Raw genomic sequence first — 15,625 nt, 5'->3', positions numbered from 1 at the left:
CCTTAGTACGAGTTGCGTCGTACAGTGAAGTGCTGTACGAATGCAGTCGTACAGCTGCGTCGCTCGACGCACGGACGGAAGGGGCGCTCATGGCGCAGTCAGCTCGCTCGGTCGCGGGGTTCTGGATCCTCGCGGCGATGCTCCTCGTGTCGGTCGCCTCGTCGGCGGTGCCGTCGCCGATCTACCCCGTGTACGCCGCGGAGTGGCACCTCACCCCGCTCATGCTCACTGGTGTGTTCGCGATCTACGTCGCCGGACTCCTCGCGAGCCTGCTCGTCGCCGGACGGCTCTCCGACCACGTCGGCCGGAAGCCCGTGCTCGTCGTCGGCGGCCTCGGCGTCGCCCTCTCGCTCGGCCTCTTCGCGGTCGCGGACGGCGTCGGTGCGCTCATCGTCGACCGCATCGTGCAGGGCGTTTCCGTCGGCCTGCTCATCGGGGCCCTCGGCGCCGCGCTCATCGACAACTCGCTCGAGCGGCACCCCGCCCTCGCCGGCGTCCTCAACGGGGTCATCCCGCCGATCGCCCTCGCCACCGGGGCCCTGTCGAGCGGTGCCCTGGTGGAGTGGGGTCCCGCGCCGGAGCAGCTCGTGTACGTGCTGTTCGGCTCGCTGCTCGTCCTCATGGTGATCGCGCTCGTCGTCGTCCCCGAGCGCGTCACCCCGCGTCCCGGCGCCCTCCGCTCCCTCGCCCCGCGCATCAGCGTGCCCCGGACCTCGCGTCGCCTGTTCCGCAGCGTCGCCGGCTCCCTCGTCGCGAGCTGGGCGCTCGGCGGCATGTTCCTGTCGCTCGTCCCCTCGGCGCTCGGCGCGGTGTTCGGCATCACGAACCACTTCGCCGCCGGCGCCCTCATCGCCGTCGTGACCGGCGTCGGAGCGCTGACCGGACTCGCGATCCAGCGCGTCGACGCCCGCCGGGCGGTCCTGGTCGGACTCGTCGCCCTCGTGCTCGGCCCGATCGTCACCGTCGCGTTCGTGATGGCGCACTCCCTGCCCGGCCTCGTGGTCGGGAGCGCGATCGCCGGCGTCGGCTTCGGCGCCGGGTTCCAGGCACCGCTGCGGATGCTCCTCGCCACCGCGGCGCCCACGCACCGCGCCGGACTCCTGTCCACGATCTACGTCGTCAGCTACCTGGCCTTCGGCGTCCCCGCGGTCGTCGGCGGGCTGCTCGAGCCGTCGATCGGTCTCGTGCCGGTCATCGCCGGGTACGGGGCGTTCATCGTCCTCGCCGCGGCCGTCGCCCTCGTGCTGCAGCTCGTCTCACGGGACGCCGCCGAGGTCGAGGAGCAGGCCGCCGAGGTCGTCGAGCGCACCGCCACCGGCTCGATCCGGGTCGCCTCCGCCGAGTAGGACGGACCCGACCCGAGGTCGCTCAGTGCCCGGGTCGCGCCGGCTTCGCCCGCCGCCGACGCACGCCGACCGTCCGGGCAGCACCGGTGTGCGCCGCGTCGACGTCAGCCTTGCCGCGGTCGGCCGCGTTCCGGAGCCACTGCGGCCCGTGCGCCTTCGCCCAGTCCCAGAAGCGGTGCAGCTGCGCCCGGAGCCACGTGATGATCCGGTGGAAGAAGTGGAACTCGCTCGCGAGGATCGTCAGCCCGATGAACACCACCAGCCACCCGGGACCGGGCAGCGGGACGAGGATCAGTCCGATCACGACGACCAGCCCGCCGACGATCCCGACGAGCACCTTGTAGAAGAGGTGCACGTGCGGGCGTGCGTGGATCCAGGCGCGCACGTCGTGGAACCACTGGAACCGACGGTGCGGCAGTTCGGCGCGTTCGACCGCGTCCGTCCGCTCGTTCGGGTCGCCGTCCATGTGCGCCAAATTAGGGCGCGCGGCTGGGAATCCGCGGCGGACGCGGTGGACGTGTGGTGCGTTCATCACGGGAGGCGCGGGGCGGCGTCGACCCGCGCCTCCCGTCCGTCACGTGGTGGCCGTCTGGAGGCGCGTCACGCGTGGGCGACGCACGTCTCGGCCCACGGGACGGCGGCGAGTCGTGCCTCCGGGATCGGTTCCCCGCCGACGGCGCACCGACCGTAGGTCCCCGAGTCGAGCCGCGCGAGCGCGGCGTCCACGAGCCGGAGCCGGTCGCGGGCGGCGTCCCGGACCGCGCCGAGCGAGCCGCGCTCCCACGCCAGGGTCGCCCCCTCCGGGTCGTGCTCGTCGTCCGAGTTCGCGTCGAGTCGGGCGTCGCTGACGTCCTGCATGCTCCGCTCGACGTCGGCGAGGAGCCGCTCGTTGCGGGCTCGTTCGGCGACGAGCGCCACGCGGGGGTCCTCCATGCCGGACACCGTAGTCCGGTCGGAATGGCCACGGCTGCGGATGCGTTCGTATCGACATGACGAAGATCGGGTTCCTGTCCTTCGGGCACTGGCGAGACGTGCCCGGGTCGAAGGTGCGCAGCGGCCGCGAGGCCCTCGTGCAGGCGATCGACCTCGCCGTCGGCGCCGAGGAAGCGGGCGTCGACGGCGCGTACTTCCGCGTGCACCACTTCGCGCCGCAGCAGGCCGCGCCCTTCCCGCTGCTCTCCGCGATCGCCGCCCGGACCAGCCGCATCGAGATCGGCACCGGCGTGATCGACATGCGGTACGAGAACCCGCTCTACATGGCCGAGGAGGCGGCAGCGGCCGACCTCATCTCCGGCGGCCGACTGCAGCTCGGCGTCTCGCGGGGATCACCCGAGACCGCCCTCGCCGGTTACCAGCAGTTCGGCTACGTGCCGGACGCCTCCGACGAGAACGGCGGCGACATGGCGCGGGCGCACACGAACGTGTTCCGCCGCGCGATCGCCGGCGAACCGATGGCGAACGCCAACCCCCAGATGACCGGATCAGCCGGGTCGCTGCCGGTGTTCCCGCTCTCCGACGGTCTCGGCGACCGGATCTGGTGGGGTGCCGGCACCCGTGCCACCGCCGAGTGGACCGCCGAGCAGGGCATGAACCTCATGTCGTCGACCCTCCTCACCGAGGACACCGGTGTGCCCTTCGACGAGCTGCAGGCCGAGCAGATCGAGCGCTTCCGCCGGGTCTGGGCCGAGTCGGGCTGGGAGCGCACGCCGCGCGTCTCCGTGTCGCGCAGCATCATCCCGATCATCGACGACGAGTCCCGGCACTACTTCGGCGTGCGCGCGCAGGTCGAGGGGCAGGACCAGGTCGGGCACCTCGACGGCGGCCTCGCCCGGTTCGGCCGCTCGTACATCGGGTCGCCCGAGGACCTCGTCGCCGAGCTCGCCGCCGACCAGGCCGTCCGGGCCGCCGACACCGTGCTCGTCACCGTGCCGAACCAGCTCGGGGTCGACTTCAACGTCCGGCTGCTCGCCGCGGTGAAGGACGTGTTCGCGGAGGTGGACGCGGCGCCGGTCCCGGCCTGACCCGCTACCGTTCCCGGGGTGTCCGGGTGTCCGCACTTGTGCCGACACCCGGGATGGGACTGTGGGCGGGCGCGCCGCTCCCGTAGCGTCGAGTGCGATCTACCCCCGCACCTCGAGGAGCACACCGTGACGCTGCCGGCCGCCGGCTGGTTCCCGGACCCGCAGGACGCCAGTCGCCTGCGCTGGTGGGACGGGCGTACCTGGGGTGCCGCGACCCGGGCGCTCCCGAGCCGAGCGGAGCCGGTGTCACCGGTCGTCGTCGCTCCCGTGGGCCCGTCGTTCTCGGTGCAGCCCACCGTCATCCGGAGCCGCTCGTGGGCGTCCGGCGGGAGCGTGCACCGGCTCAGCGCCTTCGCTTCCCTGGCCGTCCTCTTCGCCGCAGTCTCCGTCGTGGCGAACCCGTGGGGTGTCTGCAGTGCGGTCGGCGCGCTCGTCGGGGTGCTCGGCGTCGTGAAGCCCGGAGCGACCGGCGGCTGGCGGGTCCTCGCCCGCAGCGCTTCGGCGAGCGCCGTGGTCCTCGCGGTGGCGACGGGCGCGGTGGCCGCGTCCGCGCAGTTCCACTTGTTCTGACCGGAAGTACTTGACGTTCTAAAATACCAGAGGCAGAGTTTCCCGCACGAGGCGATGGTCGCCTCGGGTTGGGAACGCAATGAAGCACCTCCTCCTGGACCGTCGCCCTGCGTGGGTCGTCGGCGTCGTCAGCATCGCCGTCCTCGGCTCGACCTTGGTCGCTGCACCGGCTGGGGCTAGCTCGGATCCGTCGGCCGCAGTCCGAGCAGTCGCAGCCGCGGAGGTGGCGATGGGGTTGCAAGACGACGCGGTGCCGTACGACGTCGACGTTCTGCGCGCAGGTCAGGAGGTCACGGTCGGGGCCGGCACGACAGCGATGCTGGTCGTCGCAGGTCCCGGCGAAGCGCGTCGGTCGACGACTCACCGAACGACCTACACGGCAGACCGGCTCGACGGCACGACCACCCGACTCGCCGCAGTGCTCCCGTCAGCGGATGCAAACCCACCAGAATGGGAGCTTCCTCCACGCTCGGAGCTTGTCCTGCTGCCCGACGGGCGGGTGAGTGTCGGAGATCCGAACGGCGAGTTGCTCGCCGGCATCGACGCCCCGTGGGCGGTGGACTCTACGGGCCGTGCGCTCCCGACTCGGTACGAAATCCACGGCACGGTGCTCCGCCAGATCGTCGAGGCGACGCCGGAGACCCAGTTCCCCGTGGTCGCTGACCCCACCTTCACGCAGTTCCCCGGTTACTGGACGGCAACACTGAACCGCACCGAGAGCGCGAGCGCCGTCGGCACGGTCGCCTCCTGCGCGGCGGTGTTCCAGAAGGCGCCCCACCCTGGACTCCGCGCCTTGACGATCACGTGCGCCTCACTCGCAGCATTCAGTGCCGCACAACTCGCCGGTGGGAAGTGCGTCAAGGTCCACGTCGCCGGGATTCCTCCAGTCGTTGCGACGTGGTGGCCGACCTTCCCCAAGTGCTGACGGTCGTGATCGTCCTGATCGGTCTCGGTACGGGCCTGCTGTTCGGCGTCGCAGGCGTCCTCACGGGGCGGGTTCTCGGAACGGTCCTCAACGTGGTGCCGATCGTCGCCTGGCTCGTCGCGGTCGCCATCCTGTCCCGCGACGGCTTCGACCCAGCAGAAGCGCGGAACACGGCGCTCGCACTCCTGGCTGCGCTCATCGGGCTGTGGTGCGCGCAAGCCATCCGCCGGCGCGAACGCGCGCGCCATTGATCGAGGACCCGGGCGGCGCATCGGCATCCAGCCGGTGCGCCGCCCTTACCGCCGCGCCCTCGGGTGCGCCGTCTGGTACACGTCCCGGAGCATGTCCGCCGTGACCATCGTGTAGATCTGCGTCGTCGCCACGCTCGCGTGCCCGAGCAACTCCTGCACGACCCGGACGTCAGCGCCGCCCTCGAGCAGGTGCGTCGCGAACGAGTGCCGGAACGTGTGCGGCGACACGTGCTCGGCGAGGTCTGCCCGCTCTGCCGCCGCTTGGATCACGAGCCAGGCGCTCTGCCGGGACAGCCGAGCGCCCCGAGCCCCGAGGAACAGCGCCGGCGTCGATGCTCCACGTGCCGCGAACACCGGCCGCGCCCGCACGAGGTACGCGTCGATCGCCGTCCGGGCGTAGCTGCCGAGCGGCACGATCCGCTGCTTGTTCCCCTTGCCCGTGACCTTCACCACGGCGAGATCCTCACCGGTGTCGGACAGCGTCGTGACGTCGTCCACTGACAGCCCGACCGCCTCGGAGATCCGCGCCCCCGTGGCGTAGAGCAGCTCGAGGAGCGCCCGGTCCCGCAGCTGCACGGGGTCGTCGGCGTCGGTCCCACCGCTGGCGGCGAGCAACCGTTCCATGTCGTGCACCGAGATCGCCTTCGGCAGCCGCATCGGTGCCTTCGGCGGACGGACGGACGCCCCCGGATCGAGCTGCAGCCAGCCCTCCCCCGCCGCGAAGGCGGTGAACGAACGCACCGAGCTGAGCATCCGCGCGACGGACCGCGGCGCGAGGGCACCCTCAGCGCGGGTGGTCAGGTGGTCGACGAAACCGGCGAGGTCCGCACGTGCGATCCGCCCGACGTCGTCGAGCACCGCCGATCCACCGGCACGGTCAGCGCCGTCGGAGTCGACCGCCGGCGCCGTCGCCAACCAGGACGCGAAGGTCCCGAGGTCGCGTCGGTAGGCGGAGAGCGTGTGCTGCGAGAACCCCCGCTCGATCGCGATGTGCCGCAGGTACGTCTCCGTGGCACGGTCGAGCGGGATCACCCCACGAGGCTAGCGCCGCGCGCGTGCTTCGGCTGCGTCGGCCGCCTCGGCGGCGAGGACCGCGACGATGAGCCCGGAGTTGTGCAGCCGCCCGTCGAGGATCGCCGCCACCAGGTCGGACCGCGGCACCCACCGCTTCACGATGTCGGCTTCCTCGGCCTCACGCTCGAACGCGGAGGAGGTCGCCCGCACCCCCCGCGCCCGGTAGACCTGCAGGAACTCGTCGCTCCCGCCGGAGGAGGTGTTGTACCGCACGAGCGGCTCCCACTCGTCGGCCTCGAGGTCGGCTTCCTCGCCCAGCTCGCGCTTCGCGGCGGTGAGGTGGTCTTCGCCCTCCATGTCGAGCAGCCCTGCGGGGAGCTCCCAGTCGCGCACCCGGACCGGGTGCCGGTACTGCTGGATGACGAGCACGCGGCCCTCGTCGTCCTCGGCGTACACGGCGACGGCGCCGGTGTGGTCGATGTACTCGCGGACCATCGAGCTGTCGCCGTACGCGATGGTGTCGCGCCGGACGTCCCAGACCGCTCCCTCGTAGACGACGGTGGAGTCGGTGACCTCGAAGGAGGCGGGTTCGTCGGCAAGAGGCGCGTCAGTCACGCGTCCATCCAAGCACGCGCCCCGACGCGACCGCAGAGGGACGGGAGGCGCGGTGCCAGCTGGCACCGCGCCTCCCGTCCGTCACGTGGTGACGCTGCGCTTACGCGACCTGCTCCTCGGTCTGCGGGTCGAAGAGGCTGGACGCCTCGTGCCGCGTGATCGCGGCCTCGACCAGCCCGGCGAACAGCGGGTGCGCGTTCGTCGGACGCGACCGGAGCTCGGGGTGCGCCTGCGTGGCGATGTAGAACGGGTGCACGTCCCGCGGCAGCTCGACGTACTCGACGAGCGTGCCGTCGGGCGAGGTGCCGGAGAACACCAGGCCGGCGTCCGCGATCTGCTGCCGGTACGTGTTGTTGACCTCGTAGCGGTGACGGTGGCGCTCCGACGCCTCGGACGCGCCGTACAGCTCGGCCGCGAGCGACCCGTCCGAGAAGTGCGCCGGGTAGAGGCCGAGCCGCATCGTGCCGCCGAGGTCCCCGCCCGCGATGATGTCGACCTGCTCGGCCATGGTGGCGATGACCGGCGTGGTGGTCTCCGGGTCGAACTCGGTGCTCGACGCGTCGGCGAGGCCGGCCTCGTGCCGTGCGTACTCGATGACCATGCACTGCAGGCCGAGGCAGAGCCCGAGCGTGGGGATGCCCTGCTCCCGGGCGAAGCGCAGCGCGCCGAGCTTGCCCTCGATGCCCCGCACGCCGAAGCCGCCGGGGATGCAGATGCCGTCCACGTCGCCGAGGTGCTTCGCAGCGCCCTCGGGCGTGGTGCAGTCGTCGGAGACGACCCACTTCAGCTTGACCTTGGCGTTGTGCGCGAACCCGCCGGCGCGGAGCGCTTCGGTCACCGACAGGTACGCGTCCGGCAGGTCGATGTACTTGCCGACCAGGCCGATCGTGACCTCCTTCTTCGGCTCGTGCACCGCGCGGAGGACACCGTCCCACCGCGACCAGTCGACACCGTCGGCCTCGAGCCGGAGCGCGTCGATGATGACCTGGTCGAGTCCCTGGTCGTGCAGCATCGTCGGGATGTCGTAGATCGACGGCACGTCGACCGCGTTCACCACGGCGTTCTCGTCGACGTCGCACATCAGCGCGATCTTGCGCTTGTTCGAGTCGGACACCGGGCGGTCGCTGCGGAGCACCAGCGCGTCCGGCTGGATGCCGATCGAGCGGAGCTGCGCAACCGAGTGCTGCGTCGGCTTCGTCTTCTGCTCGCCGGACGCCGCCATGAACGGCACCAGGGAGACGTGCACGAAGAACACGTTGTTGCGGCCGAGCTCGTGCCGCACCTGCCGCGCCGACTCGATGAACGGCTGCGACTCGATGTCACCGACCGTGCCACCGACCTCGGTGATGATCACGTCGGGCTGCGGGTCGTTCTCCGACTGCTCACGCATCCGCCGCTTGATCTCGTCGGTGATGTGCGGGATGACCTGCACCGTGTCGCCGAGGTACTCGCCGCGACGTTCCTTGGCGATCACCGTCGAGTACACCTGGCCGGTCGTGACGTTCGCCGACTGCGACAGGTTGATGTCGAGGAAGCGCTCGTAGTGCCCGATGTCGAGGTCCGTCTCGGCGCCGTCGTCGGTGACGAAGACCTCGCCGTGCTGGAACGGGTTCATGGTGCCCGGGTCCACGTTGAGGTACGGGTCGAGCTTCTGCATGACGACCTTGAGGCCGCGTGCCGTCAGGAGGTTGCCGAGGCTGGCCGCCGTGAGGCCCTTGCCGAGAGACGAGACGACCCCGCCGGTCACGAAGATCTGCTTCGTCACCTTCGGGGTCGAGGTGTTGTTCTGGGTACCGCCGCTGAGAGTGTCCGCCACGGGATTCCATCGTACGTCAGAACTGCCGGGAGGCGCGACCTCGGTTCGCCGTGGGCGTTGCGTCCGGCGTGTGGCCGGGCCCTCGGGCCCCACCCGCGACCGCGGTCAGGCCGTCTGCCCGGCGACGTCGAGCAGCTCTCGGGCGTGCTCGATGCCGCTCGCGCTGTCGCCGAGGCCGGAGAGCAGGCGCGCCATCTCCTGCAGGCGTTCGTCGCCTTCGAGCCGGCGCACGCTCGAGGACGTCACCGCACCGCTGGCGTCCTTCACGACGTTGAGGTGGTTGTTCGCGAACGCCGCGACCTGCGCCAGGTGCGTGACGACGATCACCTGGGTCCGCTCCGCGAGCTTCGCCAGCCGCCGGCCGATCTCGATCGCCGCGGCGCCGCCGACGCCGGCGTCGACCTCGTCGAAGACGAACGTCGGCACCGTGGTGCTCCCGGCCATCACGACCTCGATCGCGAGCATCACGCGCGAGAGTTCGCCGCCGGAGGCGCCCTTGCCGATCGGACGCGGATCCGTGCCGGAGTGCGGCTGGAGCAGGATCGACACCTGGTCGCGGCCGTGGCGTCGGGGTTCACCGGCGTCCGTGACCTCGACCACGAGGGTCGCTCCGGCCATCGCCAGGGTCTTCAGCTCGGCCGTCACGCGCTTCGCGAGGTCCGTCGCGGCCTTCGTCCGTGCCGTCGTCAGGGCCCGAGCGGCGACTTCGAGCGCCTGCTCGTCCTGCTCGACGGCGGACTGCAGCGCGGCGATCCGGTCGTCGTCGCCGTCGAGTTCGAGCAGTCGGTCGCTGGCGCGCTGCCCGTAGGCGATGACGTCGTCGACGGTCTCGCCGTACTTCCGGGTGAGCCCGGAGAGGAGCGCGCGGCGCTCGTTGATGCGTTCGAGGTCGTGGCCGGCGTCGGGCTCGAGTGAGCCGAGGTAGCTGGACAGGCTCGCGGAGGCTTCGGACGCCTGGATCCCGAGCTCGGTGAGCTGCTCGAGCACGGGCTGGAGCTCGGCGTCGGAGGCAGCGACCCGCTCGATCGCCCGACGAGCCGCTTCCACCAGACCGACGACGTCCGCCACACCGTCGAGGGACTCGCTCGAGAGCGCCTCGTGCGCGAGGCCGGCCGACAGCCGGAGTTCCTCGAGGTTGCCGAGGCGCTCCGCGCGTTCGGCGAGTTCGACGTCCTCGCCCGGCTGCGGGTCCGCCGCCTCGATCTCGTCGGACGCGGCTCGGATCCGTTCCGCCTCGGCGACGCGGTCGTCCCGGTCACGGGTCAGGGTCTCGAGCTCGCCGACGTGCTGCTGCCACGTGTCGTACACCGCGACGTACGCCGCGAGGGCCTTCTCGACCGCCCGACCCCCGAAGCCGTCGAGTGCCGCGCGCTGCGCGGTCGACGAGGTCAGCCGGATCTGGTCGGACTGTCCGTGCACCGTCACGAGCTGTTCCGCGAGCTCGCCGAGCACCGCGACCGGTGCACTGCGGCCGCCCACCGTCGCGCGGCTGCGACCCTCGGCCGACACGGTGCGCGTCAGGATGAGTTCGCCGTCCTCGACGGTGCCGCCGGCGTCCTCGACGCGTTCGGCGACCGTGGCGTGGTCCGGGACGTGCCAACGGCCCTCGACCACCGCGTTCGCAGCGCCCCTGCGCACCGAGCCGGCGTCGGCACGCGCGCCGAGCAGGAGGCCGAGCGCGGTGACGATCATCGTCTTGCCCGCACCGGTCTCGCCGGTCACCACGGTGAAGCCGGGCCCGAGCTCGAGGGTCGTCTCACCGATGACTCCGAGATCGGAGATCTGGATCTCCTCGATCACTTCGTCGCTCCGGTCACAGGTCGTCCTCGTCGTCGGACTGCGGCCCGCGCCATCCGGCGACGGGCAGCTGGAACTTCGCCACCAGACGGTCGGCGAAGGGGGCGTCCTTCAGTCGTGCGACGCGGACCGGGTCGGGCGACCGACGCACCTCGACGCGAGCCCCTGGCGGGAGGTCGTGCGTCCGCCGCCCGTCGCACCAGAGCACGCCGACGCCGCTCGTCCGCCGCAGCACCTCGACCGCGAGGGTGCAGTCCGGACCGACCACGATCGGCCGGGCGAACAGCGCGTGCGCGCTCAGCGGCACCATGAGGAGCGCGTCGACGTCCGGCCAGACGATCGGGCCGCCGCCGGAGAACGAGTAGGCCGTGGAACCGGTCGGCGTGGAGATGACGACACCGTCGCAGCCGAAGGACGAGAGCGGACGACCGTCCACCTCGGTGACGACCTCGAGCATGCGCTCCCGGGAGGCCTTCTCGATCGTGGCCTCGTTGAGGGCCCAGGAGGTGTAGACGACTTCGTGCCCGACGACCACGTCGACCTGCAGGGTGACGCGTTCCTCGACGTGGTAGTCGCCGGAGAGCGCCCGCTCGACCGTCGACCGCAGTCCGTCGCGCTCGCTCTCGGCCAGGAACCCGACGTGGCCGAGGTTCACGCCGACGATCGGGGCGCCCGTGCCGCGGACGAGTTCGGCCGCGCGGAGGATCGTGCCGTCGCCGCCGAGCACGATGACGATCTCGAGCTGGTCCGGCTGGGTGTCCACGCCGAGGATGTCGACCTGCCCGACGGACGCTTCGGCCCGGCGGATGTCGGCGTACTCGTCGAAGGGCATCACGGGGACGAGACCCGCGGCGTGCAGGAGGTCGCAGACCTCGACCGCAGCGTCGATGGAGTCCCGGCGGCCCGTGTGGGACACCAGGAGGATGTGCCGCTCGTCGCTCATGCCGCCCCTTCCGTCAGTTCGGTCGCCCGGACTGTCCATTCTGTCGGGTTGGTACCGACATCCCGCTGGAAACGCGCCAGGTACTCGTGGTTGCCGTGGGTCCCGACGATCGGGGACGCGGCGAGCCCCGAGGTACCGAGACCGAGGTCCCAGGCGGCCCAGAGCACGTTCATGAGGGCGTCGTACCGCAATCCCGGGTTGCGCACGATGCCTTCGCGGACACCACCGCGCCCCACCTCGAACTGCGGCTTCACGAGCAGGACGAACTCGTCGGCGGGGACCGACTCGACCAACGCCGGCAGCACGAGCCGGAGCGAGATGAACGACAGGTCGCCCACCACCAGGCTGGTCTCGGAGGCCTCGGGGTCGAGCGCCGCGAAGTCCTCGGGGGTGAGGGCGCGCGCGTTGACGCCCTCGACGACGGCGACCCGCGGATCGAGTGCGACGAGGGGGTCGAGCTGGCCGTGCCCGACGTCGAGCGCCACGACCCGGCGGGCACCGCGGCTGAGGAGCACCTGCGTGAACCCGCCCGTGCTCGCACCGACGTCGAGCGCGACGCGGCCGCTCGGGTCCACCCCGAACGTGTCGAGCGCGCCGACGAGCTTGCGGGCCGCCCGCGACACCCACTCGTCCGCACTGTCCACGTGGATGGGTGCTGACGGGGCGGTCGGCGCCGACGGCTTGACGACCGCCGAGCCGGCCACCGTCACCCGTCCGGCCTGGATCAGCTTCGCAGCTGCGGTGCGGGACTTCGCGAGCCCGCGTGCGGCCAGGAGCGCGTCGAGTCGGACGAGCGCGGTGTCCTGTCCGACGCCGTGCTCGTCAGGCACTCGCGCTGCCGCCGGTCTCGAGCCGGGTGCGCAGCTCGTCGTGCAGTGCGGAGAACGCGTCGGCGCGGTCGGTCAGCGGGAGCTGCTCGACCGCGGCGGTCCGTCCGGCGAAGTCGTCGGTCGGCGCTTCGTCGATCTGCGTCGGCTCCTGCTCGTCGTTCGGCACGTCTGCCACGCTACTCGCCGCCGTACAGCTTCGGGTCGACGTCGAGTCCGTAGATCGCCAGGCCGGACTCCCAGATGAGCGCCGTGCCCGCACGCAGCCGGTCGATGGCGTCGCCGTCGTCCAGGACGCGCACGACGTGACCGCGCATGGCCACCGTCGCAGCTCCGACGGTCGCGTAGCGGGTGCCGTCCTCGTCCTCACGCCGGGAGGTCACCGGGTAGGGCTCGGACAGCCCGCGGAGGTCGGCGAGGATGTACGTGGGACGCGAGCGCTGGTCGGCCGCGAGCACCTGCTTCGCCGTGTCGATGCCGGTCAGGACGAGGACGCTCGGGATCCCGACGTCGTTCGCGCCCTTGATGTCGGTGTCGAGCCGGTCGCCGATGAACAGCGGGTGCTCGCCGCCGAACCGGGCCAGAGCGGCGTCGAAGATCGGGCGCTCGGGCTTGCCCGCGACGACCGGCATCCGCCCGACGGCCTGGTGCACGGCGGACACGAGCGTCCCGTTGCCCGGAGCGATCCCGCGCTCGACCGGGATCGACCAGTCCATGTTCGTCGCGACCCACGGGACGTCGGGGTCGGCGAGGGCGAACGACGCTTCCGCCAGGTGCGTCCACCCGAGGTCCGGGGAGAACCCCTGGATGACCGCCGCCGGCGAGTCCTCGGCGCTGGTCGTCACCGTGAAGCCCGCGGCCTCGACGATGCTGGTCAGCCCGAGCCCGCCGGTGACGAGCACGGTCGACCCGGCCGGCACGAGGGTCTCGAGCAGGCGGACGCCGGCCTGGGACGAGGTCACGACGTCGTCCTCGGACACCTCGAGCCCGTAGCGCTCCAGGTGTTCGGCCACGTCGACCGGACGACGCGAGGCGTTGTTCGTGATGTAGCCGACGCGGGCGCTCAGTGACGCCCGCGTCAGGGCTTCCACCGCGTGCGGGATGGCGTTCCGGCCGCGGTACACGACGCCGTCGAGGTCGGTGAGGACGAGGTCCACACCGGCCGTCGGCGGCTTCGGCGTGTCAGTCGGCTGCGGACCCGTCGACGTCGGTGGGGTTGTCGTCGTCGATCTCGCCGGGCTCGTCGCCTGCTGGCTCGTCGTCGGGTTCGTCGTCGATCTCGTCGAGTTCGCCGACGGGTTCGTCGTCGAGTTCGGCGTCCCGATCGTCGTCGACGGCTCCGTCGATCCCGTCGTCATCGGGTCCTTCGACTTCGAGCGTTTCCTCGACCACATCAACTGTCTCCCAAGCGTTCTCGTCGGCGATCTCGGCCAGTGCCTCGGTCGCACGATCGACACGGGCCCACCACTCGTCGGCCTCGTCCTGGCGACCGAGCTCCTCGAGCGTGGCCGCGTAAGCACTGTAGAGCGCCGGCGACCAGCTGTACGCCGTGGAGGGGTCGAGCTGTGGAATCTCCAGCTCGCCGAGCGCGGCTGTGGGATTCCCGAGGTCGAGGCGGGCGCCGGACATCGCGATCGCGAGTTCGACCTGCACCGCGGTGTCGAGCGCCGCGCGGTCGACGGACCGACCGAGCTCGAGCGCGCGCTCCGGACGACCGAGGCCGCGCTCGCAGTCGACCATCATCGGCAGCTGGTCGTTCCGGCCCGAGATGCGCCGGTACGTCCGGAGCTCCCGCAGCGCCGTCGCGAAGTCGCCGAGGCGGTACGCGGTGATCGCAGCGGTCTCGCGGACGACACCGACACGGCCGGCACGACGGGCAGCGCTCAGGGCGTGCTGGTTCGCGGTCTCCGGGTCCTCGTCGACGAGGAGTGCAGCCGCCACGAGGTGACGAGCCACCCAGTCGGCGTTGTCCTTGCTCAGGGTCTTCAGCTCGGCGCGGGCGACCTTGTCGAGGTCGCGGGCATCGATCTCGTCCGGGATCTCGGGGTCTTCGTGGCGCGGGCGGATCGACTTGGTGCCGTAGGGGTCGCGGTCCTCCCAGTCGTCACGGGCTGCCTCGCCGAAGCGGGCGCCGGCGTGACGGCTGCCGTCGCCGAACCGCTGACGGTCGCCGTCCCGAGCCGGGCGGTCGGAGCGGAACGGACGGTCACCATCACGACGGGGGCGGTCACCGTCCCGAGCCGGGCGGTCCGACCGGAAGGGCCGGTCCCCGTCGCGGCGCGGACGATCGCCGTCACGAGCCGGGCGGTCACTGCCACCGCGGAACGGACGATCTCCGTCACGAGCGGGACGGTCGGAGCGGAAGGGGCGGTCGCCGTCGCGGCGCGGACGGTCGTCCCCGCCACGGAACGGACGGTCACCATCACGACGCGGACGGTCGCCGTCCCGTGCAGGACGGTCGGACCGGAAGGGCTGGTCGCCGTCGCGGCGCGGACGGTCGCTGCCGCCGCGGAAGGGCCGGTCGCCATCACGGGTCGGACGGTCGGAGCGGAACGGACGGTCACCATCCCGACGCGGACGGTCGCTCCCACCACGGAACGGCCGATCCCCATCACGGGCAGGACGGTCAGAGCGGAACGGACGGTCACCATCCCGACGCGGACGGTCGTCCCCACCACGGAACGGCCGATCCCCATCACGGGCAGGACGGTCAGAGCGGAACGGACGGTCACCGTCACGACGGGGACGGTCGCTCCCACCACGGAACGGCCGATCCCCATCCCGAGCAGGACGATCAGACCGGAAGGGACGATCGCCATCACGAGCAGGACGATCAGACCGGAAAGGACGATCCCCATCGCGACGGGGACGGTCATCGCCACCACGCGGGCCATCCCCACGCGGCGGCCGACTCGAGTCGTCACGGTCGCCGCGCCATGCCGGACGCCGGCCACCATCGCGGAACGACCGGTCGCCGTCACGGAAGGGACGACCACCATCGCGCGAGGAGTCCCCGCTCCGGGCCGGACGATCACCATCGCGGCGGGGAGCATCACGACGCTCACCCTCACGACGCTCGAAGTCTCGGGGCCCGGACGACCACCGGCTCCCACCGTCCCGACGAGGACCCCGGTCGCCGTCTCGACGGGGACGATCTCCGCGATCCCCGTCGTTCCGCTGCTGGTCGTCGTCGTTCGCCACCGTTGCTCCTCGTTGCGTGCCCGAGCTCGTGCCCGGGCGATCGTCCGCTGTGTCGTTGTGTGTTGGCGTCGCACCAGTCGCCCGGTGCTCGTCGCCCAGTCCATCACGAACCAGGGCACGAGTCGAGCGACGTGCGGCAGAAACAGATGTAGCCACCGGCCTCCCGAGAACGAGGGTCTCCCCTGCGAGTTCTCGATGGAGGGCCGATGGCCACATCTTCTTACGTTGAGTCCGGCGGCGTCCTACTCTCCCACAAGGTCCCCCTTGCAGTACCATCGGCGCTGAGAGGCTTAGCTTCC

General features: G+C 71.6%; 17 protein-coding genes and 1 rRNA gene. 5 read left to right on the top strand and 13 right to left on the bottom strand.

The genetic code is table 11. The annotated features are described in order from the left end of the window. Positions 1–89: 89 nt before the first annotated feature. Positions 90–1,346, top strand: coding sequence for an MFS transporter (locus tag FS825_RS10180; RefSeq protein ID WP_144712612.1), 1,257 nt, complete (start codon positions 90–92; stop codon positions 1,344–1,346). A 22-nt stretch (positions 1,347–1,368) separates the two neighbouring features. Here FS825_RS10180 and FS825_RS10175 read toward each other — a convergent pair whose 3' ends face one another. Further along, a complete protein-coding gene (locus tag FS825_RS10175) occupies positions 1,369–1,812 on the bottom strand; it encodes a TIGR02611 family protein (RefSeq protein WP_144712610.1) in 444 nt (147 codons plus the stop codon). A gap of 134 nt (positions 1,813–1,946) precedes the next feature. Further along, positions 1,947–2,279: a TraR/DksA family transcriptional regulator gene (locus FS825_RS10170; protein ID WP_144712608.1), complete on the bottom strand. Its 333-nt coding sequence runs from the start codon at positions 2,277–2,279 to the stop codon at positions 1,947–1,949. 56 nt (positions 2,280–2,335) lie between these two features. Here FS825_RS10170 and FS825_RS10165 point away from each other — a divergent pair, with 56 nt between their 5' ends. The 4 genes from FS825_RS10165 to FS825_RS10150 all read left to right on the top strand — a co-directional run bounded on the left by FS825_RS10165 (position 2,336) and on the right by FS825_RS10150 (position 5,113). Then, positions 2,336–3,367 carry an LLM class flavin-dependent oxidoreductase gene (locus FS825_RS10165; RefSeq protein ID WP_395885972.1) on the top strand — a complete coding sequence of 344 codons (1,032 nt, stop codon included), beginning with the start codon at positions 2,336–2,338 and terminating at the stop codon, positions 3,365–3,367. Between the two features lie 126 nt (positions 3,368–3,493). After that, positions 3,494–3,937 (top strand): DUF2510 domain-containing protein, encoded by a 444-nt coding sequence (locus tag FS825_RS10160; protein WP_186377179.1) that lies wholly within the window; start codon positions 3,494–3,496, stop codon positions 3,935–3,937. Positions 3,938–4,016: 79 nt separating this feature from the next. Beyond that, positions 4,017–4,862, top strand: a complete 846-nt coding sequence (locus FS825_RS10155) for a hypothetical protein (protein WP_144712602.1) — start codon at positions 4,017–4,019, stop codon at positions 4,860–4,862. Beyond that, the gene (locus tag FS825_RS10150; protein ID WP_144712600.1) at positions 4,835–5,113 is read left to right on the top strand and encodes a hypothetical protein; all 279 of its coding nucleotides are present in this window, start codon (positions 4,835–4,837) and stop codon (positions 5,111–5,113) included. Before FS825_RS10155 ends, FS825_RS10150 begins: the two co-directional genes overlap by 28 nt. 45 nt (positions 5,114–5,158) lie before the next feature. On the opposite strand, the gene FS825_RS10145 is transcribed toward FS825_RS10150, so the two are convergent. The 11 genes from FS825_RS10145 to rrf all read right to left on the bottom strand — a co-directional run. Beyond that, positions 5,159–6,142, bottom strand: a complete 984-nt coding sequence (locus FS825_RS10145; RefSeq protein WP_144713158.1) for a site-specific tyrosine recombinase XerD — start codon at positions 6,140–6,142, stop codon at positions 5,159–5,161. 12 nt (positions 6,143–6,154) lie between these two features. After that, positions 6,155–6,742, bottom strand: coding sequence for an NUDIX domain-containing protein (locus tag FS825_RS10140; protein WP_186377178.1), 588 nt, complete (start codon positions 6,740–6,742; stop codon positions 6,155–6,157). 100 nt (positions 6,743–6,842) lie between these two features. Beyond that, on the bottom strand, positions 6,843–8,558 hold the full coding sequence (locus FS825_RS10135) for a CTP synthase (protein ID WP_313960539.1): 1,716 nt from the start codon (positions 8,556–8,558) through the stop codon (positions 6,843–6,845). Between the two features lie 105 nt (positions 8,559–8,663). After that, positions 8,664–10,358, bottom strand: coding sequence for a DNA repair protein RecN (recN, locus tag FS825_RS10130; RefSeq protein WP_144712598.1), 1,695 nt, complete (start codon positions 10,356–10,358; stop codon positions 8,664–8,666). Positions 10,359–10,371: 13 nt separating this feature from the next. Beyond that, positions 10,372–11,298, bottom strand: a complete 927-nt coding sequence (locus tag FS825_RS10125; protein ID WP_144712597.1) for an NAD kinase — start codon at positions 11,296–11,298, stop codon at positions 10,372–10,374. Next, positions 11,295–12,128, bottom strand: coding sequence for a TlyA family RNA methyltransferase (locus FS825_RS10120; protein ID WP_144712595.1), 834 nt, complete (start codon positions 12,126–12,128; stop codon positions 11,295–11,297). The genes FS825_RS10125 and FS825_RS10120 overlap by 4 nt, the downstream gene beginning before the upstream one ends. After that, on the bottom strand, positions 12,121–12,294 hold the full coding sequence (locus FS825_RS18635; RefSeq protein ID WP_186377211.1) for a hypothetical protein: 174 nt from the start codon (positions 12,292–12,294) through the stop codon (positions 12,121–12,123). The genes FS825_RS10120 and FS825_RS18635 overlap by 8 nt, the downstream gene beginning before the upstream one ends. A 10-nt stretch (positions 12,295–12,304) precedes the next feature. Beyond that, on the bottom strand, positions 12,305–13,282 hold the full coding sequence (locus FS825_RS10115; RefSeq protein WP_144712593.1) for an HAD-IIA family hydrolase: 978 nt from the start codon (positions 13,280–13,282) through the stop codon (positions 12,305–12,307). A 25-nt stretch (positions 13,283–13,307) separates the two neighbouring features. Then, entirely contained in the window at positions 13,308–14,081 is a 774-nt protein-coding gene (locus FS825_RS10110) for a hypothetical protein (RefSeq protein ID WP_260981117.1), read from the bottom strand. A 29-nt stretch (positions 14,082–14,110) separates the two neighbouring features. Then, on the bottom strand, positions 14,111–15,190 hold the full coding sequence (locus FS825_RS18630) for a hypothetical protein (RefSeq protein WP_186377210.1): 1,080 nt from the start codon (positions 15,188–15,190) through the stop codon (positions 14,111–14,113). Between the two features lie 365 nt (positions 15,191–15,555). After that, positions 15,556–15,625, bottom strand: a 5S ribosomal RNA gene (gene rrf, locus FS825_RS19150); the annotation flags it as partial.

Source organism: Curtobacterium pusillum, assembly GCF_007680845.1.
Lineage (GTDB): Bacteria > Actinomycetota > Actinomycetes > Actinomycetales > Microbacteriaceae > Curtobacterium > Curtobacterium pusillum_B.
The sequence above is the reverse complement of the archived record's forward strand: the minus strand, read 5'-3'. Positions and strand labels throughout refer to the sequence as shown.